The following is a 26,018-nucleotide window of genomic DNA, read 5'->3' as shown; positions in this document are numbered from 1 at the left end:
ACGGCTTCCGCTGCGAATTCTCGATGGCGCTATTGAGACTTGGCGCGTTTGTCGATTTCCGACAACTGAAAACGAGTGCTGACAACCGAGTGTTTTTCAGGGCCCGGACGATACTTGATGTAGGTCGTTGCGTGGAGGGTTCCATCGCTCAAACACTCGAGTCCGGGATAACCGCAGTCAAAAACATTTTTTGCATGACTATGTAGTAGTTTGATCCGGTACTGGCCAGGACGCCCTTTTTGTATGTCTTCATAGGTGCCCACCCAAGCTACAAAGTGCCCTTTGGTCTTGCTTTGCGGCGCGAGATCGCGAAAAGCGATAACCCAGCGTCCATCGGGGGCTTGAACACCCATGTGACGATCGCCGGTCAACCCCCACGCGGTATCGACGGGCTCGCTCCAGGTTGCTCCTTCATCACGCGAGAACATCATCAAACTATGACCGGTGTGTGTATTTTCTCGCATCAAACAACACAATTCCTTTCCATCGGGCGATCGCAGCACGAACGGTTCGCACGGGTTTTTGCCATCGACCGCGGCGACCACTTTGGGTTCCGACCAAGTCAGACCTCCATCCGCGGTGATCGACTGTAACACACTGAGCGGCGTTCGATCTTGCCCATCGGGTCCTTTGTGATAGAGCCCGAGGTAGCGTCCGTCCTGTAGACGAATGATGCTGCTGAAGGTCATCACACAGGGAAAGCCGAGCGGCGGCATTTCTTTCCACGTTTTGCCTTCGTCTTCACTCATGATGCTTGGCATCCCGGGGCCTCCGCGTTTTCCGAGCGCGGCTGAAAACACCCACAAACGCGCAACTCCCTGAGGGTCCACCATTCGATAAATGCTGGGACAATTCTGATGCGTCGAAAACCCAGGGGGTAACGAGGCATCAAGACGCACCCAACTCCGTCCTCCATCGTCGCTTCGCGCCATCGGTCCGGCTGCGCCGCCATGGTTAATGCACCACACACAAAAGAGCGTGTCGCTGCCGGGCAGCTTTAGTGTCGTGGGATGCCCCTGGTAAGTCTGCGGCGTTCCCTCGGCGATCACGAGTTGACGTTCGGTTTCCCCGGAAAGATCAATCGTCGGCAAATCATCGGGGTCTCCGCCAAACGCCATCGTCGCACAGGGCACCAAACAGACGAAGAACAATACACGACTCAATACAAATTTCACTGCATGCCTCACGAAGTCTCACGGAAATATTCAGCTAACAAAACAACAGCACGCCCGATTCACTGGAAAGTAAAATCGCCAAGATGCGATTGCGTAACTGCGGGCCAGCTCGACGCAGGTGGGCAAACGTCGTGGGATCGACGGACCATGATGCAACTAGCGGCCGATTGATTTTAATGAGTCGCCCACGTGAAAGCGACCGATTTAGGATGATAGTCTATACACTGACCGGGAAAATACCGTCGGTCGAAGCCCCGGACTCACATCCTGGGGCTACCGCCTGCGGTCGCTATCGCGACGAAGAATCAAAACAGCACGCTGCGTAAACTGAATACCATGCAACGGCAAAGTTTTAGCCATCCAGGGTCAGCCTGATTGCGTTAAACTGCTTGGTTAAGACTCACTTAGCCGCGGTTGGGACGGGGGACGTTTTTGCGGCCGGCTCCCTTGACCCCTTTGCGACGTTTCTTTTGGATTCCGGTCGCTTCGCTCTTGTTTGTGAACTCGACTTCCGAGATGGGTTTGCCGATGTTCTCTTTTAGTTGCAGAACGCGGTCGCGTAGCGATGCGGCCCGCTCGAACTCGAGATCCTCGGCAGCCGACAACATCTCTCGCTCGAGTGCTTCGACGTATTCCAACGTGATGTAAACAGTTTCGGCTTCGCTTTTTGCCAGCGCCGTTTCTTTTTTGCGTTTGGCCGCCTCGGAATCAATTCCCGTACGAATCGACTTCAAAATCGTCTGCGGAACGATCCCATGTTTGGTGTTGTAATCCTCTTGAATCTGACGCCGACGACTTGTCTCTTCGATCGCCATCTGCATCGATGCGGTCACTTTGTCGGCGTACAGAATGACCTTCGAGTTCGCATTCCGAGCGGCCCGGCCGATCGTTTGAATCAAACTGGTTTCACTACGCAAAAAGCCCTCTTTATCCGCATCCAGAATGGCCACTAGGGAGACTTCGGGCAAATCGAGTCCCTCACGCAACAAGTTGACACCGACCAAACAATCGAAGCGTCCAGTCCGCAATTCTTGCAGTAAATCGACGCGTTCAAACGCATTGAGTTCACTGTGCAACCAACGACAGCGCACGTTTTGTTCTTGAAAGAACGTCGAAAGGTCTTCCGCCAACCGCTTCGTCAGCGCGGTCACAAGCACACGTTCATTCTTTTCTGCGCGAATGCGAATCTCTTCTAACAAGTGGTTCACTTGACCTCGCGCCGGGATCACCTCGACCACGGGATCGAGCAACCCGGTCGGACGGATGATCTGTTCGACCACTTCGCCACCGGTGCGATTCAATTCGTACTCAGCCGGCGTCGCGCTGACGAAACAAATTTGTCCCGTTCGCTCTTCCCACTCTTCGAATTTGAGCGGCCGGTTATCCAGCGCGCTTGGCAAGCGGAATCCGTGCTCGACCAAGGTTGTTTTACGGCTGCGGTCCCCCGCGTACATCGCTCGCACTTGCGAGACCGTGACATGCGATTCGTCGACAAAGGTGATAAAGTCGTCAGGGAAGAAGTCGTACAAGGTATCAGGAGTCGAGCCAGGCGGTTTGCCAGACAACGGACGACTGTAGTTTTCAATCCCCGGACAATGCCCGACCTCGCTGAGCATTTCCAGATCAAATCGCGTGCGAGCCGAGATCCGCTGCGCCTCGAGCAGCTTGCCTCGCTCTTGAAACAGTTCAACTTGTTGCGCCAATTCTTCTCGGATCGATCGAATCGCACTTTGAATACGATTCTCGGGCATCACGAAGTGTTTGGCGGGATAGATATAGAGACTATCGACCGTTTTGATCGTTTCGCCCGAGACGGGATTGATCAGCGAGATTTGTTCGATCTCGTCGCCCCACATTTCGATCCGGTAAGCGAACTCTTCGTAGCTTGGCCACAGCTCGATGCTATCGCCGCGGACGCGAAACTTGCCTCGTTCAAACGCCACATCGTTGCGCTCATAAAGCACGTCGACAAACTTCAGCAACAAGTGATCGCGCCGTGTCTTCTCACCTTTATGCAGTGAAACGATCAACTCTTTGTAATCCTCGGGCGACCCCAAACCATAAATACTGCTGACCGACGCCACGATCACGACATCGCGGCGGCTGACCAGCGAGCTGGTGGTGGCCAGCCGCAGCCGATCGATCTCTTCGTTGATCGACGAATCTTTTTCGATATAGACGTCGCGCTGCGGGATGTAGGCTTCGGGTTGATAGTAGTCGTAATAGCTGACGAAATAGTGAACGGCATTTTCGGGAAAGAACTCACGAAATTCGCCGTACAGCTGAGCCGCAAGTGTTTTATTGTGGCTGAGAATCAGGGCAGGGCGGCCCAAGTTGGCAATCACGTTTGCCATCGTAAACGTCTTGCCGGTACCGGTTGCCCCCAGCAAGGTTTGGGCGGATCGCCCGGCCAAAAAGCCGCGAGTCAGTTCCGCAATCGCCTGCGGTTGGTCGCCGGCAGGCGGGAACGGCTGATTGAGATGGAAATCGGCGCGGGGAAGTTTTTTCGAATTGGACGTCATGGAGGGTTCCATAGGCGGTCATGATGACATGCGTTGACCGCTTCACTGTAACGAAGAACGACCCAAGCGACGATGGTGCCCCGAACGCCCCCCAAAAAAACCAAGTTTATGGCGATCAAGCTGATGCCGTAATCAAGGCAGCAAAGCGAATTGCCCAAAAACGCGTCGTCCAAGCTTGGTCTAAGGTTGGTTGGTCGCGATCGCGTCTTGCGGGGGAGCGATTGCGTGTTGCGGGAAAGCCACCTCGACACAGCAGTAGTCAGCGATCTCGGCAATCGTTTTAGGGCCGATCCCAGGCACGCGGCGAAGATCGTCGAGCGACTGAAACCGTCCCCGCTGCTGACGGTCCTGCACAATGCGGTTGGCAAGCACCGGGCCTACCGTCGGCAGCAGCGACAATTCATGTTCCGCCGCCGCATTCAAATCGAGGCAGAGCAATTTGGCGTCGGCGTCGCGAATCGGCTCTGACTGCGGCGTCCCACTCCGGCTGGCAATCCGTCCGCCTAACGTCACAAAACAAAGCGTCAAAACCACCGCTAGCGTCCACTGCACCGAAGGCTGCAGCAGAGGCGAATGTCGCGTGGGGGTGGGGGTGGATGGGTTCATCGATCCGCGATTCTCATCGAGTGACGGTTCGCTCATTATCCGTCATCGGCTCGGGTGAAAACAACGCATCATGGTGACGGCGGCTCCACTTTTTCACAAAAACGCTACAATGCTAGCGAGTTAGCTGTGGTGCGATCGCACGATAGATCGACAACATCGGTTGCCACAGTCCGCGAGCCCAATGTCATCTACTTTAGTAGCGGCACGGCGCGAGCCGTCCGGTTGCGGCGAGTAAAGCGTTCGAATTAGACCGGGCGGCTCGCGTCACTCCGCTATAAATACCACTCGGTTAGTGCGAAAGCAGATGGCACATTCCGCTAGCCCCCCCACCATTAGCCGAATCGAACCCTGGACGTACATAGATGACTGATTATCCCCGCGTCGAAGCCGACGCTTTACTTGAAAACGATCTGCGGATGCTGGTTCGACTTTCGATCGCCGAAGACCTGCGTGATGCAATGGACTGGACCACCGTCTGTTTGATCGACGCGGATCGTCAAGGCGGGTGCGAGATTGTGCCACGCGGCGAAGGCGTCTGTGCAGGTTTGGCCACACTGCAATGGATCGTCGACGAATTCGATGCGTCGTTGGAAGTCACGTGTTTACAAGAGGACGGCTCGGCCCTGGTTGCTGGCCAAGCGATCGCACGATTGACCGGCAACGCTCGTGATTTGTTGACTTGCGAACGAACGATTTTGAACATTCTCAGCCGGATGTGTGGCGTGGCGACGCAGACCCAGCGTTACGCGGAAGTGATTGCATCGACAAAATCACGTTTGTACGACACTCGCAAAACGACGCCGGGTTGGCGGTTGTTGGAAAAGTACGCCGTCGGCTGTGGCGGAGGGCACAACCACCGCAGCGGTTTGCATGACGGGTTCCTGATCAAAGACAACCATTTGGCGCTGGCGGGTGACTCGTCCGGACCGATTGCCGCCAGTACCGCAGCGAAGAAAGCGATCCAGTGGCGGGGCGCCAACGTGGAACATCTGGTGGCGCCAACGATGGTTGAGGTCGAAGTCGATTCGCTCGAGCAATTTCGCGACGTGATCTCAACGAACCCCGACATCATCTTGCTCGACAATTTCTCGCTCGACGCATTGCGTGAAGCCGTCGAGATCCGCGACCAGCAAAATTCTGCGGTCGAACTCGAGGCATCCGGGAACGTCACGATCGATACGATCGCCGATATCGCTAGAACCGGTGTAGAGCGAATTAGCAGTGGCGCTTTGACGCATCAAGCAACATGGTTGGACCTCGGTTTTGACTGGTTCGACGAAACGTTGAGCTAGGGTTTTGTACAGTCGCGATAAGGTGGGAGCTCTCTCGTTTTTTGTCGAGAGTCCTGCCGCGCTTGTACAAAATTCGATACGCCCAATCGACCGGACTTGATTCATGCGGTTACCTATTCTTCCTCACCGCCATTGGTGGGATTTTTTTCAACCGTGCCTTGATGCCGCTGGCGTGATCGCCTCGTTAGCGACCGTCAAATGGATCGCCCGCGGTTGGGTCGACGACACGACCCTGGCGATGGGGCTGATCGCCGTCATCGTATTCTTGCTGACGGGGCATTTAACAGGACTGTACCGCAAATCGCATGCAGGTTCGGCCAACATGGAAATGTCCAGCATCGTGGGTGCGTGGAGCATGACCGTTTTGGTGCTCGCTCTGTTAGCGTTTGCCACACGTTACGGACAAGAATTCGCTCGTTCGGTAATGCTTTGCTGGATTATCCTGGCGCCGACGATGATCGGTTTAGGGCGAATGTGTTTACGCATTATTCAACAAGGATTATTGCAGCGAGGCATCGGCACCCGCCGGATTGCCGTCGCGGGGCTCAACGAATTGGGCATCCAAATGGCGGACAATGTCGAACACGATCCCTCGCTCGGCTTCCAAATGGTGGGTTTTTTTGACGATCGGAACGAATTGCGATCCGAGGAAGCTCCGTCGCCGGCCAAATATTCGCTCGAAGGCGACCTGACGGAAATGATCCAAAAGGCGCGTGAGGGCGAAATCGACACGATCTTTATTACGCTGCCGATGCGAGCAGAGGATCGCATCCGCTATCTGCTTGAACAACTCAGCGATTCGACAGCGTCGGTCTATATCGTCCCCGACTTTTTTGTTTTTGAACTTCTGCACTCACGTTGGACCAGCATGGGAGGCATTCCAGCGGTCAGCGTGTTTGAGAATCCATTATTCGGTGTCGATGGGGTGGTAAAACGATTGACCGATGTCGCGATCGCTACCGCCGCCTTGATCGTGGCAGCGATACCGATGTTGGCCATCGCTATCGCAGTGAAGGTCACCTCACCAGGCCCGGTCTTTTTCCGGCAACGTCGTTACGGATTGGATGGTCGAGAGATCTTGGTTTGGAAGTTCCGCTCAATGCGAACGTGCGACAATGGCGCGGTCGTGAAACAAGCGACGAAAGGGGACCCACGCGTGACTCGGCTCGGAAACGTTCTTCGCCGCACCAGCCTGGACGAATTACCGCAGCTATTCAACGTGATCGTTGGCACGATGTCGTTGGTGGGGCCGCGACCTCATGCCTTGGCTCACAACGAACAATACCGCTGCCGAATTCGCGGCTACATGCTTCGCCACAAAGTGAAACCGGGCATCACCGGATTGGCACAAGTCAACGGATGTCGCGGCGAGACCGATACGATCGACAAGATGGAGCGGCGGATCGATTGGGACCACCGCTACATCCGCAATTGGTCGCTATGGTTGGATCTCAAGATTCTATTCAAGACGCTGCGAGTTGCCTGGAGCCAACCCGAAGCTTATTGATCCAGCCAGCTTATTGATCAAGCCAGCGTATCAATCAAGCAACTTGTCAATCCAGCTCGAGTGGTTCATCCAACTCGGACAGATCCTGCTGATCGCCCGCCCCTTGCTCGCGAAGTTTCTTCGCGGCTCGGCGGACTTTGCGTTCGCGTTTCTTAAGCGTCTCCACTCGCTGCTTCAACTTCTCTTTATCCGCGGCAAGCTTTTCCTCACGCTGCCGCAGATCGCCATCATCGGCAACGCTTTCGTTGCGGCAGCCATCCTCAGCGACACTCGCCACGGATGGGGTGGCGGGTTCAGAAGCGGATCGCAACAGCAACCATTTTGGCTCGATAAAAATGCAGTTCGCGGCGATCATCATGAAACCAAACGTGGCCATTCCCAGTGACGTCGCAATCCCACCATGCACCAAAATAGCGATTGCGATGACGACGGGACGACTGAGACGGGGCCACACCAACGCACAATAAAACACTTCCCAAAACAGGGTCAAATGCGTCAGTGCCGAGAAAACGCGTGGATAGCTGCCGATCCAGGTCATGTTCATCGATTGGTATTCGTAGTTGGCGACCGCGAACCAGATTGCGGTCCCGTCCCACCACAGCTCGCCACGCGCCTTGGCCAATCCGCCAAACAGATAGATCACACAGAGGTGCAATTGCAGCAACCGCGTTCCCACATTGGACGCCACACTGGGCCGATTCTCGGGCAACAGCCACGCTAATTTCCGATTCGATCCGCGACGTTCTGAAAAACGTTCGCGTAGCCATGCGTCGACGCTGAAACAGCTGCCACTCGGCGTCAACATCAAATACATTGCCACGTATGTCACGATTTGATCGAGCCCAAACAGGGTTCCTGTCAAACGGTGGATGTACATGATTTGCAAAAACCAAGCCGCCGGGGCTGTCACGCGGGTCATAAATCCGACCGCAAACGCCGCCGTGATCAGCAGCGTCGCACCGTGATGCAACCACAACAGCAGCGGGTTACTCAGATGCCACAGATAGCTACGCCCCATATCCGACGAACCAAACGCACCATCATGCAACTGCGCGATCGTGGCGTTGTTGATCCATGCATGATCGCCAAGGAAATCACCAAGCTGCGTTGCCAACACGAGATGCGAATAAAACAGCATGCCGCCGGTTACGATTCGCAACATGGCCAACACCTGCGGATACCGCGGCGTGAACCAGAAACGGTCCCACGCGGCAACCAACTGCAACACCCATGACTTGAAAAGTTCGATCACCGTTTGTCCGTTCATTCCTGGACCTCCGCTGCTGTCTCTGACTGTGAGACCGGCGGTGACGCTGGCCCCGTCTCTGGTCCTGTCTGCGGCTCCGGCGATCGATCCGGCGGTGGTGTTTCGTCCTCGTTCACGCGGGGCGCACTCGGCTCGGCATCAGGCTCAATATTTTTCGGCGCCGGAATTGCCTCGGGAAGGTTGCTTGATGTTTCGCTGGTTTGCTGTGGATCAAAAGCTTGGTCTCGCAACACGCGGTACAACCGCGGATCATTCAGCGGGATGGGATCATTGGCGAGTTCGATGAAACCGGGTAAGGCATGTTCGATGCGACGGATCACAACACGCCGACCGTTGTTTTTGTATTGCAGATGATCGACGATCGATTGGCGAACGTACTCGTAGCGGGCGCGTGATTGTTCCCAGAGCTGCGCTCCTACCGGATCGAGTTTTGCGATCTCTTCGGGGGGATTGGGCGGCTGATAGATCTCGCTTAAATATTCAGCCAACATGAAATGACGGTGATAAAGCAGCCGCGGCCATTGATCCTCCAGACTCGGAATCATCTTCTCGTCGGTCTCTCCCGATGCATCCGTAATCGCAGCTTGAATCAAGTGGCTCGGTCCCGGATCGGGAGCGAAGAAGGCATAGCCACGATCGATATACAGAAATTGAGTGTAGTCGCGAACCAGCGTCATCAGCGTTTGAACCGAGGGCGAATCGCCCAATGCACCGCGAGTTTGAAAAGCGAGAGGGGGCAAGACGAGTGCTATCAGATGAACGCAGATGAGGATCGAAACGAACCATCGAATACGTGCTGAGACCTTAGGAGTTTCTTCGGACGTCATTTCGCTAAGGGAGCTCCCAAAAAATAAAAGTGGTAGACCGTTCTAAGTTAGTCCGGGACGCGTGGAAGTACAGATGCGTTCACTGTCCCAATAGTGAACAGCCAAACAAAAAGCCGCGTTCTCGACGGGGAGAACGCGGCTAAATGATGCTTCGCTTTCCGTCTTTACGACGAATTGCAACCCGCAAAATTATCGCTGAGCGATCGACGAATCATTGAAATCGAACACGAGCTCGGTGGTACCACCGGCAATCACGTCGACGGTTCGTTCTTTGCTAACGGATTGACCATTGATGATCGCGGTAACGTGCACGGTGTACCCGCTCCACTGTTCGCCAACCTTCAATTGGTTCGTGCGGAAGGTACGAATCGAACCTTGTCCCGCAGTCTCGTTGCCCGCCAGCGTGACCTTCGCGTCTTCAGGCACATGCAACTTCACAACCGTCACCAATTCGTCGGTCTTCGGAGCCACTTTTTCTTCGCTGTTCGAAGTGTCGTTAGCTTCATTCAAATCGAAGACGATTTGCTCGACGTCGCCGGGACGAAGCTTGACTTCCTTGGATTCCGATTGCGTCTCGCCATTGACGGTGTAGTCGACGTTTACGACATAAGTGTAAACGTAACCATCCTTCAACCCACGAGACAAGAATTGACGAACATTGCCTTCGCTGGTGGTGGCATGACCGTTGACGGTGACCGTCGCATCACTTGGCACAGCCACAGTCAACAGGGCTGAATCTTGCTCGATGCTTGGCTTAGCCGATTCGTAACGAGTCGAGTCGTTGATCGTTTCGGTTGCGGTCGAAGCCGATTGGTCATCTGCACCTTGCACTGGAGCACTAACACCCGAGTCATAGCTGCTGTCGATGATCGTGCCTTCGATCGGTGCGGAGTACGTCTCGTAGCCCGATTCGATGACCGGAGACTCGTAACCAGCGTCAACACCCGAGGAAATGGGGCTCGAGTAGTGACCGTAGACCACACCGCCGGACGAACCGCCAGAGGATCCACCGGAGCTCAACGAATAGCTCGCATAGTGCACGTGACGTCCGCCCGAGCTGCCGCCGGAACTTCCGCCCGAGCTGCCATGGCTGCTCGATCCACCGCTGCTGCCGCCCGCGTTTCCCTTGCTATGCATCTTTGCGAACAGTCGACGGATCGGTCCAACGCGACCACCGGAGCTGCCGCCCGAACTGCCACTCGAGGCATAGGATACCGAGTAACCCCCGGAAGAGCCTCCCGAGGAACCGCCACTCGAACCGCCGGAGGATCCACCGCTCGAACCACCGCTCGAGGCGCTGTAGTATCCGCCGCTTGACCCGCCGGACGAACCACCGCTGGATCCGCCACTTGAGCCAGCCGAATAGCGGCGCGCTCGGTAGCTGCTCAACAGTCCTCCGCCAGAGGAACCCCCTGAGGAAGAATAGCCACCGGACGATCCGTAGCTGCCTCCCCATGAACCTCCCGCCTGCACCGAATTCGGCAAGCTAGAGAATAGGACCACCGATGCGGTGATGGTCAAAACCTGGAAATGCCTGATAGCCAATTCAATCCCCTCCGTCGATATTTGAACACGTTCTGAAAGCCTTGTAGCGATATCCGATACAATTGGTATCAGCGGTAGAATAACCGTTGAAATACGTTAAACAAGCAGCCTGGGCAAAATTTACCGATTAGAAACCGACTAGGGCGGCAATCGAACCACCCGAACCCAGCAAGGTTAACAATGCTCGCACCGGATTTCGGCACTCCGAAAACAAGAGCGAGCCGAGAGAAACCGTCGTTTCCTTGGCAAAATTGAGATATTTTCCGCTGCCAAACTTTCGGCGGATCGAGTTGCCAGAGGCGGTTACAGAGACAAAACGCCGCAGTTCGCCAGCGGCAGAAAAAAGCACGGCAGGCGAAAATTCAGTCCACTTTTTCGATCGCAACGGCGTCAAATTCCGCCTTGCCAGTGGCTCCGAACAACCCAATCCGCAAAATCGCCTCGCGAGTTTGATGAGGGATTCGCACCAAACGGCTGACATCACGCCACGACCGAGTGCCCCGAAACGGACCAAGCCAAAACGCGCCTAAATCACGCCGCTGTTCGTCATACAGACTGATCGCGATCATCGGAACCGAATCAGGATTGGGGCCAATTTTGACGTTTTCAATCTGCACCCGTCCGCTCAACCGGATCATGGACACTTCGCGGCCATCGATCGCGATGCCCTGCAGTAAATGCGAGCTCAATCCGGCTGTCTCGTTCTCAAATCGCACAAACGTCGCTCCTTCGGGCGCGGTCACGCGGGCGGATCCCGAGGACGACTGCGAACCCTCGCTCTCGGATTCCGCAGACGGAGTGACCTGCCTGACTTGGCGTCCGTAGTACCACCCGGGAACAAAGTCTTCGGTCGAACTCTGCTCAGCGGTCGGCAGCGTCTCGAAATTTCCATTGATCACCACGGGGTTCGCGGGATCCGGCAATTGCTGACGCCCCTCTTCGGCTTCGCCCGTCATCGGCACAAACAGGGTGGGGTGCAGTGCTTGGCGGACCAATTTCCCATCCACCTTCTGCATCCGATACAACGTCTGCTGATAGCGTTGGCCGACGGGAATGATCATCAGCCCCCCTTCGCGAAGTTGTTCGATCAACGGCAGCGGCACCGATTCGGGACTGCAAGTGACGATAATCTTGTCGAACGGCGCGGCATCGGGCCAACCAAGAAAACCGTCTCCAATTCGCGTGGACACATTTTCATACCCCAAACGTGAGAGCGTCTCGGCAGCCTTGCGTCCAAGTTCATCGACGATCTCGATCGAATAGACGTGCTCGACCAAGGGGCTAAGCACAGCCGCCTGGTAACCGCTGCCGGTACCAATTTCGAGCACTTTGTCGGTCGGCTCGGGCTCGATCGCCTCGGTCATCGAAGCCACCGTGAAGGGACTGCTGATCGTTTGCGAACCACCAATCGGCAGCGCCATATCCAAATAAGCCCGTTCACGTTGACTCTTGGGCACAAACTCGTGTCGCTCGGTATTGCGAATCGCGTCGAGCACACGAGAGTCTTTGACGCCCGCTGACGCGATCCGGTCTTCGACCAAACGCTCTCGCAAAATCGTATACAGATCGTCGGCAGCCGTTTGTTCACTGCGAATCAGAAATGCCAAAACCAGACTCCCGAAGATACCGATGAATTTGCTGAAAGCCGCAACGTCATTAGAAAAACTCATTTACATGCCTCTGAAGTTCGGGAGCGGTGTCGACGACCACTATAATCAATCGAACGCCCGTTTTTATGTTTTGCTTGGCGGTGGGGGGCCGTATTAAAACGTTTCACTCGCTGCAACCGGACGGCTCGCGCCGCACCGCTACCAAAGCTCGCCACAGTGGAAGCTCGCGGCGTGCCGCTATCGTCCGCTCCGCAACAAGACTTGCATCCCGAACACATCGCGGAACAGTCCCGAGTTTTGACGCATCGCAATTTGTTCGAGCGACACATCGTCCACGCCCGGAACATTGATCACCCATTGCCGTCCTTCGCGAGTGCATTCGATTTCGCGAATACGCCCGCTGCGGGTGTCGTCCAGCGCGATCGCAAGCCTCAGGATTGCCGCCAACTTTGCGACCACGACGCGGTCTTCTCGCTCCAGCGATCCGTACCCTTCGTGAGACGGTTGGGGTGAAGCGCGGCGATAATAGCGAGCCACCAACCCCACTTGCAACAGCTCGCTCTTGGACAACCCAAACAAACCGCTGTTGCGAATCACGTACAATGCGTGCTTATGGTTGCTGCGGACGTTGATCATCAACCCAATTTCGTGCAGCAGCGCCGCGACGTGCAAAATCACCTCGTGTCGCTGATCCAATTGGTGATCGGCAACCAATTGTTCGAACAATTTCCGCGACAATTCGGCAACGTTACGGGCATGCGTTTCGTCGAAATCGAACCGTCGTCCGAGCGTGATTGCCGAGCGAACAATTTGATTGCGAAATTCGGCTGTCCACTCACCCCCGATCGCCATGTCACGCAACAAACCGTCACGCAAATTGGTATCGCACACGTAAACATGGGTCTGATTGAACGCTTGGGCCAACATGGAATAGGCAAGCAGCGCCGGACCGAGCGTCTCGGCCTCGATAAAGCTTGCTCCAAATCGTTTGACAATGGCGTCTTCGTCAAGCTTCAGCACTTCGTTGGTAAATTCGATCAAGCGATCGGTCGACAGCTGGGCGAGCGAAGTGCCATCCCAATCATCAAGTAGTTGATGAGCGGCGAAACGCATGTCGCCTCCAAAGGCAACGAGGTGAATCATCGCATCGGAGTGCACCTCTTCGACGATCATATCCAAGATCCGTCGAATATGACTTTCTAACAAAATTCGACGTCGCGCGACCGACACGTTGGCTTGATCTAACAATTGCAACAACCGCAGCGATCCCAAGCGATACGATTGGCTGTGCAACACATTGCCGCTGCGGATAACCAATAATTCGGTGTTACCACCACCGACTTCGACCACCACCGAACGACCATCCGCCAATTCGGGATGGGTGCGCAATTGGGGCATGATCCCCATGTAGGTGATGCGGTTCACTTCCGCTTCGTCAATCGGTTCGACATTCATCCCCGTGACGATGTAGACACGGTCGGTAAACGCGAGTCGGTTCAGCGCTTCACGGACTGCGGTGGTGGCCACGACCCGCAAATCATGAGGTCCCGCAATGCCATATTCTTGCAGCACTCGCTGGTATTTTTTCAGGATTCCGGCGACCTTTTCGATCGTGGCTCGCGAAAATCGGCGGACGTCAAACGCCTCTCGGCCCAGATCAACGGGCTGGACCAGCGTATCGAGCGTACGGACTTCGCCATCGGCATGGATTTCAGCAATCGCCATGCGAACGCTGGTTGCCCCGATATCGATGACAGCAACGGGACGAGGAGGCGTGGGATGGAGTGGAATCGATGGGGGGTTTGCCAGCTGTGCCATTGCAGTTGAAAAGCAATCGAAAAGGGAGAAGGGGTGTGGTCGTCGCGTGCCTCCATCATACGGCGTCCACGCCGCCGGGCACAGCCGAAGACCGCGTTCGCCACCACGCTCGCCCGCGGCCGATCGTGCTACGAAATCACCCCATATTGCCTCAGTGCCGCTTCCGCTTGCTCGCCGCCGAAGCACTGGACCGCATTCCAGCCTCGATCGATCGCCGCGGCAACATTTTCCTGTTTGTCGTCGAGAAACAGAATGGATGCGGGGGAAACACCGGCCAATTTTTCGGCCGCCTGATAAATCCCGCCATCGGGCTTCATCGAGCTGACTTCGCAGCTCAACACACGAACGGGCCACGCCAGCGACGAAACCTGCCACGTTTGACGGGCGATCCAGTCCCAGTGAGCGTGGCAGGTGTTCGATAGCAACCCGTAACGCGTTCCGGATTCGTCGACCTGCGTGACCGTATTTCGCATCGACTCGATCGGGGTGAACATGTCGCTGATCGCGTCAAGCAGTGCCGCCGTGGGCATCTGAGCATCCGAAACGGCAAGCGAATCACGAACAATTCTCGCATATTCTTCGCCCGTGACGTGGCCATGCTCGAATCGATCCTGCAATCCACTGATATAAATCGCCTGTTCCGCCATCGCGGCGTCGACCCCAAAGCGGGTTGCCACATTGTTGACCGCGATTTTCGGGTCAAAGGAAACGATCACGTTGCCGAGATCGAAATATACAAATTCAATATTCATAAAAATGTCGTTGATCGCTCCGCAATCGAAACGGGAAACCTGTAAAGAAGAAAAATCTCAGAAACGCACAATGCTAAGAACGCGAGATCGCGGAGCGATCAGCGACATTGCCTACTTGCTGGTGAGGTTACGGATACGAATGTTTCGGTAATGGGCTTCGGCCGGAGGACCGCTGTGGATTTGCAGTCCGATGATGCCATCACGTGGAATCGTGTCATCGGTTTCGGTGTAATCGACTGTTTGCACGCCGTTGATAAAAATTTGGATGCGTGGCCCTTCACAGCGGACTCGAATCGAATTCCAGTCGTTTTCTTTGACAAGGTTCTGGGGTAAATCCGCAGCGGGTTCGGCCAAAAATTTCCGGCGGCGTGATTCGTCGTACAGTGCACCCCAAATCGATCGATCACCAATCCATCCCATATCGGCTTGATAGCCCGACACCTCGGTATCGCCGGGGATGCGTTTGGTGCGGAACTGGACTCCGGCATTCAAAGAGGGCTTTGTTTTGCCACCGCTCGGATCCTTGCTGGGGGAGACCAATTTGGCTTCCAACCGTAGATCGAAATCGGCGAATCGTTCCATCGTGCACAAAAATTCGTTGTGCGGGATCTTTTCCTCCAGCCGCCCGGCGACGACCGCATCGTCTTCGATTCGGAACCAATAGGCGTTCCCTTCCCACCCCGCCAAGGTGTCACCATCGAACAGCGACATCGACTTGAGCTCAAAATCGTCCGCAAATGCCTCGCGGCTGCCGGGCGTAAAACCATGGGTAAAAACCGCCAACGCCAGCAAAAACCACGAAAAACGCACCATTTTGTCTACTCCGATAAAGTTCGCTTAGCCGTCCCGTTGTGAAACGCTCGCTGAAGATCATAATCGGTGGCCTGTGAAGTCGGCAAATCGACGCAGATTTAGTCTGCCAGAGATTTAGTCTGCCAGAGAACGCGAACTCACCCCCGCATCAAACTCTCTTCGCTTGTTGACGTTTCTCCCCCATTCCTCCTGCACTGCGTATCTCCACCGGCCATGAATGCTCCGCTAAACAAGTACAGCCAAAACATCACCCAACCCAAAAGCCAAGGCGCGTCCCAAGCGATGCTCTATGCAACCGGGATGACTTCCGAAGACATGAACAAGCCACAGGTCGGCATTGGAAGTGTCTGGTACGAAGGCAACAGCTGTAACATGCACCTGTTGGACTTGGCCGCCGAGGTCAAAAAGGGAGTCGTCGACGCAGGACTCGTCGGCATGCGGTTCAACACGATTGGCGTCAGCGACGGCATCTCGATGGGCACCGACGGGATGAGCTACTCGCTGCAGAGTCGCGATTTGATCGCCGATTCGATCGAAACGATCATGGCTGCCCAGTGGTATGATGCGCTGATCGCACTGCCTGGATGTGACAAAAACATGCCGGGATGTTTGATCGCGATGGGACGTTTGAACCGCCCCGCAATCATGGTTTATGGAGGAACAATCAAACCAGGACGATTCAAAAACGAAAACCTGGATATCGTCAGCGCCTTTCAGTGTTATGGCCAATTTATTGCTGGCCAAATCAACGAAGAAGAACGCAAAGAGATCGTTCGTCACAGTTGCCCTGGTGCCGGAGCTTGCGGCGGGATGTACACCGCCAACACGATGGCCTCGGCGATCGAAGCCTTGGGCATGTCGCTGCCCTATTCGGCCAGTATCCCCGCGGTCGATCCTGAGAAAAAAGAAGAGTGTCGGCACGCAGGCCATGCGATTCTGGAACTGCTGAAACTGGACCTCAAACCGCGCGATATCATGACCCGCACGGCGTTTGAAAACGCGATGGTCACCGTGATGGCACTCGGTGGCAGCACCAATGCCGTGTTGCACCTGATCGCGATGGCGCGAGCGGTCGAAGTACCGCTGACGATCGACGACTTCCAAAGCGTTAGCGATCGCATCCCATTCCTCGCCGACCTGAAGCCGAGCGGCAAATTCGTCCAAGAAGACTTGCACTCGGTGGGCGGCACCCCCGCGGTGATGAAGTACTTGCTCAAAGAAGGCCTGATCGACGGATCATGCATGACCGTGACCGGCAAAACGCTGGCCGAAAACCTCGAATCGCTGCCCGATTTGAAGGAAGGTCAAACGATCGTTCACTCCACCAAGGAGCCGATCAAAAAGACCGGTCACATTCGTATCTTGCGTGGATCACTGTCGCCCGATGGCGCGGTGGCCAAGATCACTGGCAAAGAAGGATTGCAGTTCAGCGGCCCGGCACGCGTCTTTGACAGCGAAGAGGACATGCTGCATGCACTGGAGGAAAAGAAGATTCAAAAGGGCGATGTCGTCGTGATTCGCTACGAAGGTCCCAAGGGCGGTCCCGGCATGCCTGAAATGCTGACACCGACCAGTGCCATCATGGGGGCGGGTCTCGGGTCGGATGTGGCGTTGTTGACCGATGGACGATTCAGCGGCGGCAGCCACGGATTCATCGTTGGCCACATCACGCCGGAAGCACAAGAGTGTGGTCCGATCGCTCTGGTTCAAGATGGTGATACGATCACGATCGATGCCGAAACCAACCGACTCGATGTGGACGTCGACGAAGCCGAACTGGCCAAACGCCGCGAAGCCTGGACCGCACCACCGCTGAAGGCAACGCGAGGCACGTTGTACAAGTACATCAAGAACGTCAAGAGCGCCAGCGAAGGCTGCGTCACCGACGAGTGATCCACTGGTCGTGGTAAAGGTTACCTGGCAATGGACGCTGTTGACCTGCCCAGTCCTCGCTGCTCATGCCACCTCTCCCGAGCGCAGCACGGGAGAGGTCGGACGGGCCCTTAAGGCCTCGTCCGGGTGAGGGCCTGTCTCCGGCTCACTCGCACCGCCCATCAACTCTGCATCCATCCGGCTTGCCCAACAGCCCGCTAATAAAGACAGCTCCCCGTAGTGGATCTTGCTAAAGATCCCGCACCACGACGAATTGGCTTAGGCGAGTCAACGAAGCGTTTGACGACAAGCAACTCGATCAAATCCGCTGGTCGATTCGCCGAGGCAGCCCGCTAGGACAGTCAACTTGGATAGAATCGATCGCACGTCAGACCGACCTCGATTCCACTCTCCGCTCCCCGCGGAAGCCCCAACAAACAAGTCCCGATACCAAAAAAAGAGTCCTGACACCTTTTTTATCTGCCACCTCTCCCGAGCGCAGCACGGGAGAGGTCGGACGGGCCCTTGAGGCCTCGTCCGGGTGAGGGCCTGTCTCCGGCTCACTCGCACCGCCCGTCAACTCTGCATCCGTCCGGCTTGCCCAACAGCCCGCTATTAAAGAAAGCTCCCCGTAGTGGATCTTGCTAAAGATCCCGCACCACGACGAATTGGCTTAGGCGAGTCAACGAAGCGTTTGACGACAAGCAACTCGATCAAATCCGCTGGTCGATTCGCCGAGGCAGCCCGCTAGGACAGTCAACTTGGATAGAATCGATCGCACGTCAGACCGACCTCGATTCCACCCTCCGCTCCCCGCGGAAGCCCCAACAAACAAGTCCCGATACCCAAAAAAGAGTCCTGACACCTTTTTTATCCCGCACGTGGTTTGGCACGAAAAAAGACGCTGAGTGGCCTGCAATGCTTGTCACTCAGCGTCTAATGAAAATCGGCGGTAAGCGAATCATCTCATCGTACGTTGGCAGGCTGACCTTGGCCCACGTGCGGAACGTTCGACGAATTTGCTGCCGGCGCCGGAGGAGTGATCACTCGTTCCGAGATGACCTGCGGTTGCGACGTCACGACGGGAGAACTGTAGATCACTCGCGGTTGCGAGGTGACGACAGGCGAACTCGAAATCACGCGAGGTGCGGTGACGACGTTGCTGGGCAAGGTGTAGCTCTGCTGCACGACCGGTGCCGAGGACGGGACGTAGGAGGGTGCCGGCGTGTAGGTTCGCGGTGCGACGTAGCTTGGCGTGGTGTAACGCGGCGTGCTGCGGAACATCGACCGATTGCTGCTATAGCTGCGATTGGTCGACGTCTTGGGCGCGAAGTATCCCTTATTCGCACGGTGGCGTCGTTCGACCGTAGAACGCGCCTTTGCGGCCTCGGCGGTGTCAGCAATCAGGAAGCTGCCCAGCAAGGCGGCGATGGCAAAAGCACTGGTGAAATAGCGTGACATCTTCAAAACCCTTTCGGTGTTCAGCGGCCCGATCATCACAGACATCAACTTCGATGCCTTGGCGAAAGACCGACTTAGACAAATCCGCGACTCAGGTGCAAGCACCAAACGCTCGCTGATGATCTTGATGAAATGTCTAAGCGAGGAGCGTACCAATCGTAGAGTGAAGCTCTAAAAAACCTCGAATCCATCCGCTGTAGTGGAGAAAACAAAAGGATATTCGGGGGCTTTTTGCTGGGAAACAATTCAGAAGAATTTTGTTAACGACTCTTCTGGTTCGAAGCCCCCACCCCCGCTCTGTCAAACGCTAGCGACAGTGTTCTCGCCCGTTGCTGTCGCCGGTGGTTGACAACGGTGCTCGATCGCTTCAATGGTGATGGTGCGGCAGCCACTGGGGATCATGACACGCACTTGCTGACCGAGATGACGTCCGAGGATCGCGGTGCCCAGCGGCGATAGCACCGATAGCTTCCCGTGGGCAATGTCCGCTTGTGCTGGGTCAACCAGTGTGAACATATCGATATTGCCCGTTGTCACATCTGACAACGTCACGTGACACCCCAAACGGATGACCGTGCCGGGAACTCGGTCATCCGGTAGGCAAATCGCGGAGCGGAGCCGCCTTTTCAATGTATCGACGCTACGGTGAGCCGCGATGACGGCTACGGATTCATCCTCGATCAGCTGCAGCAGTTCCGTTTGATCGTGCTCGGTGATGATGGGTTTGCGGTGTGGCATGGGAGTGTGTAGTCCTTTGGGTGAATCAGAACGCCGAGGCAAAATCTGTTTACCGGAGCAATCCTGGTACCACACGCCGCAAATCAGATGCGACAAAAATGAGCGACGGATAGCGACGCCGCGTGAAGACACTGTCAAAAACAAGTAGCGAAATTAACGCCGAAAATCGGCGGCGTAGATTTCATGCGTTTTGAGAAGCTTATGCAAGCCTTGACGTGACAAACCAGCTTGACGCGCCGCTTCGGAGACATTCCCACCGTTAGTTTGCATCAACGCGACCAGGTACTGATACTCGGCTGCTTTCAAGGCTTCGTCTCGCGAAACTCCCGCGGTGATGCTGGCGAAGCTGGGCAACTGCCCACCGGAACCCGGTGTCGACGTGGCGGCATCGGCTTGAACGTCACTGCCAGCCCAGCGTGGCTCAGCTGCATTGTCATCCCCTTGTACGTTCTTGGGCAGATCCGCCGGCTGGATCAAGTTGCCTTTGGATAGGGCGATCGAACGCTCGATCACGTTTCGCAGCTCACGAATGTTTCCCGGCCACGAGTACGCCTTGAAGACTTCGAGCGTGGACTCGGCAAATCCGTAAACCCGTGAATTGTTCTTGGTCAGCAACTTCAAGAAGTGATCGGCGAGCAGCAAAACATCATCATCGCGGCGGCGGAGCGGTGGCAATTCGACGTGGATAACTCCGAGTCGATAGAACAGGTCTTGGCGGAACCGTCCCGCATTGACTTCGGCGTGGAGGTCGCGGTTGGTCGCGCAGATAAATCGGGTGTCGACTTTGACCTGCGTGTGGCTGCCAACCGGCGTGAAAGTTTGTTCCTGTACCGCTCGCAACAATTTCGCTTGCATTGGCATCGGCAGTTCCCCCACTTCATCTAAGAACGCCGTGCCGCCGTCACATTGTTTTAACAAGCCGTCTTGATCCGATACCGCTCCGGTGAACGATCCTTTCTTGTGTCCGAACAACATCGATTCGAACAACGAATCAGGAACCGCGGTGCAGTCGATAACTTGATACGAACCCTCACGACGATGGCTATGTTCATGAATTGTTTTGGCAACGACTTCCTTGCCTGTGCCGCTTTCACCGGTGATCAAAATGTTCGTGTCCGTGCCGGCGACGCGATCGATGATTTCGAATAGCTCCATCATCGGCGCGCTGGCACCGATGAGACGGGGAAACAAGTTTTGAAGTTCCGATGCGGGCCGAGTCGGTATTTCCGCAGCCTTGCGGGTTTGATTTGCGTGTTCGATCGCATGCTGAACGCTCCGCAGCAAATCCTCGAATTTCACCGGTTTCATCAAGTAATCGGCGATCCCAAGGCGAATGCTCTCGATCGCAGTCGGCAAACTGGGGACGCCGGTGACGACGATGATGGGAACGTGTTTACGCAGCCGGTTGTGATCATGAAGCAATTCAAGCTTCAAATTGCCCGGCATATTGAGGTCCGACAAGACGAGATCAAAATCCTCTCGCTGCAATGCCTCCATCGCTAGATTGGCGTCGGGAACACACACGCATTCGTAACCGTTCTTTCGCAATAGCTCGCCGGTCGTGCGAAGGTAAAGCGGTTCGTCGTCGGCGACTAGAATTCGATGAGTCATTAGTCGCGTCTCCACCTGGGCAGCATGACTCGAAATGTCGTTCCTTCTCCAACTTCGGTGGCAACGTTGATTTCGCCGTCCATCGATTCGATCAGGTTGCGTGTTACCGATAGCCCCAAACCCATCCCTTCTTTGAGTTCTCCTTTGGTACTGAAGAACGGTTCAAAAATATGCGGAAGCACGTCATCGGTGATCCCGCTTCCTTGATCAGCGACCAGAACGGCAACCCGTTCGTCTTTGGCATCGATTTCAATGCGAACCGTCGCACCAGTCGGCGATGCCTGAATGGCGTTGCGAACGATGTTGAACAGGATCTGCTTCAGCTCATTCTCGGGCAGACGTGCCGATGTGGTGGAACGCTCGGGAATGACCTGCAACGTCACTCCGTGACGGCGCGCGATCGGTTCAAGCAAGCACACGCAATCGCTGATTGTTTTTTCGATCGTCACATCGGTAGCGGCCAGCGGCCCTCGCTTGTAAAGCTGGTACATCTGATGGATGATCGAACTGATCCGTTCGATTTCCTTGTCCACCAGATCCAAAAGGTCGTAGTGCTCGTGGGTCGGTTCCAGAGAATCCTTGAACAGCGCGAACGCGTTGCGGATCCCCGCCAAAGGATTGTTGACCTCATGAGCGACGCCAGCGGCCAGTTCACCGAGGGCGGCAAGTTTTTCCATCTGCTGACGGTGCTTCTCAAGCTGCGTGATCCGAACGGTGCGTTCTTGAACCAGTTGCTCAAGATGCTCGGTGTACAGTCGCAGTTGTTCTTTCAAACCCTGTCGATCGGTGATGTCGCGAACGCTGGTGCGAAAGCCCTGGTGCTTTCCCGTGTCGTCATACATCGGTTGCCAGGAAATGGCCATCCAACGAGCGTTGCCATCCCGGCTGACAATTTCGAACTCCAAATCGTTGTTTGATTTCTTGTCGATCGCGTCCTTAAGCATCTTTCGCATCCGAGCCCGATGCCGCTCCACCACGATCGGCAACGGATATTCAGGCATTGCCAAACACTCATCAGGCGAGTAGCCCGTCATCCGCTGCACCGCATCGTTGATCCAAACAGGCTTTCCCAGCGGATCGTGCCAGCTTTCCCAGTCGTAGGTGTAATTGGCGACGGTACGAAACATTGTTTCGTTGATGTTGGGGTCGCGAAGGTGTTGGTACGGCATGACAATAATTGCGGCGGAAACGGATTGCCGGTGAGCTTTGATCTCGGTTGACGCTTGGAAACGTTCGACGACACGCAAAGCAGGAACTGTGCCGACGAAGATTTATCGACGTTTTTCTAATCATTGACGCCTCGCGACGTCAACCTATGTCACCTGGCGCTTCCACTGTCGACGCCGGCTGACACTTTCGCTAGCGCATAGAAAAACCGACTTACCACAACCTGAAGTTCAGTCGTGGCAAGCCGGCTCTTGGTGTCAACTGGGGAGTCGAAAACCCGCTCCTTTCATCGGCGAATCGGGCGGTGCAAGGTTACCGAAACAGGTTGAATAAAGCACCGGGGTTCGAAGTATTACTGGATCCGTGTGTTTTCCGCGGACCAGGGTGATGCAGTTCGGCGCGACTGCTGCGTTGCCACCCCCAAGACTTACCGCTGTTGCTCTTGTGAGTCTTCGGTGTGTAATGCACTCGCGGACTTGCGTGGTGACGAACGACGTTCTTTGAGTTATGGCTCGAGTCCCAAAATCCTTTTTCGGGACTATGACGACGCTCGACGGTGCTGCGAATCTTTCCTGCTTCGGCAAGCGAAGCTCCACCGACAAAACTGAAAGCGATTGCTGCTATCAAGGCGTACTGAGCTTGTTTGGACATACTGGATACCTCAAAGGTATGGAGTTGGTTGTCTTCCCAAACCTCTTGTTCGGGAACGGAGTCGCTCTATCGCACGGGCAGTGCCAATCCTCAAATCGCAAACGTCGAAAGCATGCTAGGCAAAGCGAAAACCCAGTATTTTCTGGGATTAAAAACATTCCAGGATTTTACTAGCGTCGAAAAAGGATCGTCGTTGACATGATTTTTATGTCACGACTTGGCGACGAAAACGGTTGACGCTGTAAACAGTCATTTACACTTGAGCGTCTTACATCTCAGGGCCAGGAAAAGGTGTCAGGACTCTTTCCCGGCCCTGAGGCGACGGTTAGGCTGGTGGAATGCCTAGACCCAAACGTGCGGACGAGAAAGACGCGATTTACCATGCCTGGAATCGGGGCAATGGGCGTACGACCATCTTTCACAAAGACGCCGACTACGAGGCATTCGAAAACATCTTGTCCGAGGGACTGCAGCTCTATCCCTGCCGAATCTTGGCCTACCAGTTGATGCCCAATCATTGGCACTTGGTGGTGCAACCCAGCGAGCACGGAGGGATGAGCCATTTCTTGCGGTGGGTCACGCTCACGCACACCATGCGTTACCACGCCCACTATCACACGGCGGGAGAAGGACATGTGTACCAAGGTCGCTTCAAAAGTTTTCCTGTTCAGGACGACGATCACTTCCTTGTCCTGTGTCGCTACGTGGAACGAAATGCGAAACGAGCAGGGCTGGTGGAAAAAGCAGAAGATTGGCGTTGGGGGTCGCTGTATCGTTGGTCCCAAACCAGTGAACCTCTGCCAAAGTTGCTGTCACCATGGCCGATCCCGCGCTCGCCGAATTGGCTTAGGCGAGTCAACGAAGCGCTCGACGACAAAGAACTCGATCAAATCCGCTGGTCGATTCGCCGAGGCAGCCCGCTAGGACAGTCATCTTGGGTAGAATCGATCGCACGTCGCCTCGACCTCGAATCCACCCTCCGCCCCCGCGGAAGACCCAAGAAACAAGTCCCGATACCGAAAAAAGAGTCCTGACACCTTTTTTAGTTTGACACCTTTTTTAGTTTGACACCTTTTTTAGTTCCGCCTTCTTTAGTCCCTGCCGCCGCTCATGCCCCAGACGTCCATCGTACGAATTGATTCATCTCGATCAAAAAAATGGGGCGTCTCGCTGCTGATTGCGGTTGCGGCAGCGATGCTTGTCATCCTCTGTTTCGCACCACGGTTCAAACTTTGGCAGAGCTTTGATCTGCCCGAAGTCGACCGATACTACGACACACTGCGGCAGCTGGAGAACCCGTTCGAAGACATCACGAATCACGTTAGCCGGGTCAATCAATGGCGGTTGTTCTTTCCATTTGTGGGCAACCTCACAGGGCTGAGCGAGTGGCAATTTACAACGATTCCCTTCCTTGGATGCATCGCCACTCTTTTTTACATTGTGATATTGTGCCAGAGAGCGGGGATGCCGATACGTGACTCCCTGCTCCTCAGCACCCTGTTGGCAATGTCGCCGTGGTATTTCGTTTCCACAGGCTGGCTCGCCTATTTTGATTCCTGGGTCGTCTTCTTTATGCTGGTCGCTGCGTTCAGCCAGAACCGTATTGCAGTCGTGACCGCATGTTTGATTGCTCCTTGGATTGATGAGCGGTTCGTGCTCGCGCTTCCCGTGCTACTGGTCGTTCGTGCGACTTGGAACGATAGAATCAAAGCACATCCAGGAGCGATGAGCACGATGATTCCGTTGATCGGCATTGCGACTTCGGTCTACCTTGTCATTCGTTTGATTGCTCTTGCGACCGGAACGGATCCTGTCGCTCACACGTATGCACGCGAGCATCTTGCGTTAATTCAATCGATCCCGATCACCAATCTCTTATGGGGAGTTTGGTTCGGCCATCGCATCGCATGGTTGTTTTGCATTTACTTTCTGTATCACTGCTTCAAAACCTACCGCCGTGCGACCTTTGCTGTTTATTCGCTTGCCATTTTGCTCACGACCGTGGGTGCGTTGGTCATTGCGGGAGACATGCATCGCAGCTTAGAGATGCTGTTTCCTGTCTGTTTAGCGGGAGCACTATTGAGCAGAGACTTGCTTCCATCTCGCTTCACTTACGCACTGGCGGCGGCTGTGGTGCTGAGTGCGATACTGCCCGCGCGGCATCAGCTTTGGCAGGAATCCTACCCGATTCACTCACTTGCCTATGAGCTGCAAAGAGAGCGTCCCAGCACATCCGAACGCGTTCACGCTGGCATTGGACGATCCAGCCATATGGCGGCCGAGGGGGACTTCGCCGGCGCCATGTTGATCGCCAACAAGGTGCTGGAGATTGATCAGCGAGCGATTGAACCACGATTGCATCGAGCGCAGCTGTTGGCATCGACCGGCAACTTTGATTTAGCGGAGCAAGATCTCGTGGCAGCATCGGAGCTAAATCCCAGCTCAGCCGACGCCGCCTTTTTCTATGGTTCGATGGCGTTACAGCATGGCCGGTACGCCACTGCACTTGCAAAGTTCCAAGAAGCGTTGCGACTGGGGGGCGAAGATTGGCCAAACCGAGCCGATTGCCAAGCTGCCGTCCATTTACTGACTCGCCCACCCGAAGAATGACATTAAGGATTTTTCTTCCAAGCGAGACGAAATGCCTTTTATTTGTTCAGAGGCATTTGCGAAGCTGGGGGGCATTATCTTTGCGCCCCCGAACTCGATGAGTCAGGTGAGCCGTCTCGTCAATGGCATTCGGACATCCTCCGACGTCCGTAGATGCCGCGTCATGAGGAATAG

The 26,018-nt window shown here is 55.3% G+C and carries 21 protein-coding genes; 5 read left to right on the top strand and 16 right to left on the bottom strand.

Annotated features, from left to right (window positions below; all coding sequences use genetic code 11):
- Positions 1 to 29: 29 nt before the first annotated feature.
- From ABD971_RS15760 to ABD971_RS15750, 3 genes are all read right to left on the bottom strand, one after another.
- Positions 30 to 1,175, bottom strand: coding sequence for a sialidase family protein (locus ABD971_RS15760; protein ID WP_345323587.1), 1,146 nt, complete (start codon positions 1,173 to 1,175; stop codon positions 30 to 32).
- Positions 1,176 to 1,579: 404 nt separating this feature from the next.
- Positions 1,580 to 3,697: an excinuclease ABC subunit UvrB gene (gene uvrB, locus ABD971_RS15755; protein WP_345323585.1), complete on the bottom strand. Its 2,118-nt coding sequence runs from the start codon at positions 3,695 to 3,697 to the stop codon at positions 1,580 to 1,582.
- Positions 3,698 to 3,877: 180 nt separating this feature from the next.
- Positions 3,878 to 4,339 carry a ComEA family DNA-binding protein gene (locus ABD971_RS15750; RefSeq protein WP_339936961.1) on the bottom strand — a complete coding sequence of 154 codons (462 nt, stop codon included), beginning with the start codon at positions 4,337 to 4,339 and terminating at the stop codon, positions 3,878 to 3,880.
- A 326-nt stretch (positions 4,340 to 4,665) separates the two neighbouring features.
- On the opposite strand from ABD971_RS15750, the gene nadC reads away from it, so the two are divergent.
- Positions 4,666 to 5,595 (top strand): carboxylating nicotinate-nucleotide diphosphorylase, encoded by a 930-nt coding sequence (gene nadC, locus ABD971_RS15745; RefSeq protein ID WP_345323583.1) that lies wholly within the window; start codon positions 4,666 to 4,668, stop codon positions 5,593 to 5,595.
- A 103-nt stretch (positions 5,596 to 5,698) separates the two neighbouring features.
- Positions 5,699 to 7,102, top strand: coding sequence for an undecaprenyl-phosphate glucose phosphotransferase (locus ABD971_RS15740; RefSeq protein ID WP_345323581.1), 1,404 nt, complete (start codon positions 5,699 to 5,701; stop codon positions 7,100 to 7,102).
- 46 nt (positions 7,103 to 7,148) lie between these two features.
- Here the strand turns inward: ABD971_RS15740 and ABD971_RS15735 are convergent, their stop codons facing one another.
- The 8 genes from ABD971_RS15735 to ABD971_RS15700 all read right to left on the bottom strand — a co-directional run bounded on the left by ABD971_RS15735 (position 7,149) and on the right by ABD971_RS15700 (position 15,734).
- The gene (locus tag ABD971_RS15735) at positions 7,149 to 8,369 is read right to left on the bottom strand and encodes an HTTM domain-containing protein (RefSeq protein WP_345323579.1); all 1,221 of its coding nucleotides are present in this window, start codon (positions 8,367 to 8,369) and stop codon (positions 7,149 to 7,151) included.
- Positions 8,366 to 9,109, bottom strand: a complete 744-nt coding sequence (locus ABD971_RS15730; RefSeq protein WP_339936956.1) for a hypothetical protein — start codon at positions 9,107 to 9,109, stop codon at positions 8,366 to 8,368. The genes ABD971_RS15735 and ABD971_RS15730 overlap by 4 nt, the downstream gene beginning before the upstream one ends.
- 276 nt (positions 9,110 to 9,385) lie before the next feature.
- Positions 9,386 to 10,741, bottom strand: coding sequence for a TIGR03000 domain-containing protein (locus ABD971_RS15725; RefSeq protein ID WP_345323576.1), 1,356 nt, complete (start codon positions 10,739 to 10,741; stop codon positions 9,386 to 9,388).
- Positions 10,742 to 10,868: 127 nt separating this feature from the next.
- The gene (locus ABD971_RS15720; protein ID WP_345323574.1) at positions 10,869 to 11,090 is read right to left on the bottom strand and encodes a hypothetical protein; all 222 of its coding nucleotides are present in this window, start codon (positions 11,088 to 11,090) and stop codon (positions 10,869 to 10,871) included.
- A gap of 13 nt (positions 11,091 to 11,103) precedes the next feature.
- A complete protein-coding gene (locus ABD971_RS15715) occupies positions 11,104 to 12,411 on the bottom strand; it encodes a protein-L-isoaspartate(D-aspartate) O-methyltransferase (protein WP_339936953.1) in 1,308 nt (435 codons plus the stop codon).
- A 177-nt stretch (positions 12,412 to 12,588) separates the two neighbouring features.
- Entirely contained in the window at positions 12,589 to 14,169 is a 1,581-nt protein-coding gene (locus ABD971_RS15710) for a Ppx/GppA phosphatase family protein (RefSeq protein WP_339936952.1), read from the bottom strand.
- A gap of 128 nt (positions 14,170 to 14,297) precedes the next feature.
- Positions 14,298 to 14,921, bottom strand: a complete 624-nt coding sequence (locus tag ABD971_RS15705) for an HAD family hydrolase (protein ID WP_345323570.1) — start codon at positions 14,919 to 14,921, stop codon at positions 14,298 to 14,300.
- Positions 14,922 to 15,032: 111 nt separating this feature from the next.
- A complete protein-coding gene (locus ABD971_RS15700) occupies positions 15,033 to 15,734 on the bottom strand; it encodes a 3-keto-disaccharide hydrolase (RefSeq protein ID WP_345323568.1) in 702 nt (233 codons plus the stop codon).
- 213 nt (positions 15,735 to 15,947) lie between these two features.
- Here ABD971_RS15700 and ilvD point away from each other — a divergent pair, with 213 nt between their 5' ends.
- Positions 15,948 to 17,627, top strand: a complete 1,680-nt coding sequence (gene ilvD / locus ABD971_RS15695; protein ID WP_339936949.1) for a dihydroxy-acid dehydratase — start codon at positions 15,948 to 15,950, stop codon at positions 17,625 to 17,627.
- Positions 17,628 to 18,572: 945 nt separating this feature from the next.
- Here ilvD and ABD971_RS15690 read toward each other — a convergent pair.
- The 5 genes from ABD971_RS15690 to ABD971_RS15670 form a co-directional block, all read right to left on the bottom strand.
- Positions 18,573 to 19,112, bottom strand: coding sequence for a hypothetical protein (locus ABD971_RS15690; protein WP_345323566.1), 540 nt, complete (start codon positions 19,110 to 19,112; stop codon positions 18,573 to 18,575).
- Between the two features lie 255 nt (positions 19,113 to 19,367).
- The gene (locus ABD971_RS15685; protein ID WP_345323564.1) at positions 19,368 to 19,805 is read right to left on the bottom strand and encodes a GreA/GreB family elongation factor; all 438 of its coding nucleotides are present in this window, start codon (positions 19,803 to 19,805) and stop codon (positions 19,368 to 19,370) included.
- 153 nt (positions 19,806 to 19,958) lie between these two features.
- Positions 19,959 to 21,416, bottom strand: coding sequence for a sigma-54-dependent transcriptional regulator (locus tag ABD971_RS15680; RefSeq protein ID WP_345323562.1), 1,458 nt, complete (start codon positions 21,414 to 21,416; stop codon positions 19,959 to 19,961).
- Positions 21,416 to 22,663, bottom strand: a complete 1,248-nt coding sequence (locus ABD971_RS15675) for a sensor histidine kinase (RefSeq protein ID WP_339936944.1) — start codon at positions 22,661 to 22,663, stop codon at positions 21,416 to 21,418. The genes ABD971_RS15680 and ABD971_RS15675 overlap by 1 nt, the downstream gene beginning before the upstream one ends.
- Before the next feature lie 232 nt (positions 22,664 to 22,895).
- A complete protein-coding gene (locus ABD971_RS15670) occupies positions 22,896 to 23,234 on the bottom strand; it encodes a hypothetical protein (RefSeq protein ID WP_339936943.1) in 339 nt (112 codons plus the stop codon).
- A gap of 338 nt (positions 23,235 to 23,572) precedes the next feature.
- Between ABD971_RS15670 and ABD971_RS15665 the strand changes: the two genes are divergently transcribed.
- Positions 23,573 to 24,268 carry a transposase gene (locus ABD971_RS15665; RefSeq protein WP_339936942.1) on the top strand — a complete coding sequence of 232 codons (696 nt, stop codon included), beginning with the start codon at positions 23,573 to 23,575 and terminating at the stop codon, positions 24,266 to 24,268.
- A 76-nt stretch (positions 24,269 to 24,344) separates the two neighbouring features.
- On the top strand, positions 24,345 to 25,844 hold the full coding sequence (locus ABD971_RS15660) for a tetratricopeptide repeat protein (RefSeq protein ID WP_345323559.1): 1,500 nt from the start codon (positions 24,345 to 24,347) through the stop codon (positions 25,842 to 25,844).
- The last annotated feature ends 174 nt before the right edge of the window (positions 25,845 to 26,018 follow it).

It is taken from the genome of Novipirellula rosea (assembly GCF_039541335.1).
GTDB lineage: Bacteria > Planctomycetota > Planctomycetia > Pirellulales > Pirellulaceae > Novipirellula > Novipirellula rosea.
The sequence above is the reverse complement of the archived record's forward strand: the minus strand, read 5'-3'. Positions and strand labels throughout refer to the sequence as shown.

Excerpts from the sequence above, each read along its gene's own strand:
- uvrB (WP_345323585.1), bottom strand. The coding sequence starts at position 3,697 with ATGACGTCCAATTCGAAAAAACTTCCCCGCGCCGATTTCCATCTCAAT.
- ABD971_RS15750 (WP_339936961.1), bottom strand. The coding sequence starts at position 4,339 with ATGAGCGAACCGTCACTCGATGAGAATCGCGGATCGATGAACCCATCC.
- nadC (WP_345323583.1), top strand. The coding sequence starts at position 4,666 with ATGACTGATTATCCCCGCGTCGAAGCCGACGCTTTACTTGAAAACGAT.
- ABD971_RS15740 (WP_345323581.1), top strand. The coding sequence starts at position 5,699 with ATGCGGTTACCTATTCTTCCTCACCGCCATTGGTGGGATTTTTTTCAA.
- ABD971_RS15735 (WP_345323579.1), bottom strand. The coding sequence starts at position 8,369 with ATGAACGGACAAACGGTGATCGAACTTTTCAAGTCATGGGTGTTGCAG.
- ABD971_RS15715 (WP_339936953.1), bottom strand. The coding sequence starts at position 12,411 with ATGAGTTTTTCTAATGACGTTGCGGCTTTCAGCAAATTCATCGGTATC.
- ABD971_RS15710 (WP_339936952.1), bottom strand. The coding sequence starts at position 14,169 with ATGGCACAGCTGGCAAACCCCCCATCGATTCCACTCCATCCCACGCCT.
- ABD971_RS15705 (WP_345323570.1), bottom strand. The coding sequence starts at position 14,921 with ATGAATATTGAATTTGTATATTTCGATCTCGGCAACGTGATCGTTTCC.
- ABD971_RS15700 (WP_345323568.1), bottom strand. The coding sequence starts at position 15,734 with ATGGTGCGTTTTTCGTGGTTTTTGCTGGCGTTGGCGGTTTTTACCCAT.
- ilvD (WP_339936949.1), top strand. The coding sequence starts at position 15,948 with ATGAATGCTCCGCTAAACAAGTACAGCCAAAACATCACCCAACCCAAA.
- ABD971_RS15690 (WP_345323566.1), bottom strand. The coding sequence starts at position 19,112 with ATGTCTGTGATGATCGGGCCGCTGAACACCGAAAGGGTTTTGAAGATG.
- ABD971_RS15685 (WP_345323564.1), bottom strand. The coding sequence starts at position 19,805 with ATGCCACACCGCAAACCCATCATCACCGAGCACGATCAAACGGAACTG.
- ABD971_RS15680 (WP_345323562.1), bottom strand. The coding sequence starts at position 21,416 with ATGACTCATCGAATTCTAGTCGCCGACGACGAACCGCTTTACCTTCGC.
- ABD971_RS15670 (WP_339936943.1), bottom strand. The coding sequence starts at position 23,234 with ATGTCCAAACAAGCTCAGTACGCCTTGATAGCAGCAATCGCTTTCAGT.
- ABD971_RS15665 (WP_339936942.1), top strand. The coding sequence starts at position 23,573 with ATGCCTAGACCCAAACGTGCGGACGAGAAAGACGCGATTTACCATGCC.
- ABD971_RS15660 (WP_345323559.1), top strand. The coding sequence starts at position 24,345 with ATGCCCCAGACGTCCATCGTACGAATTGATTCATCTCGATCAAAAAAA.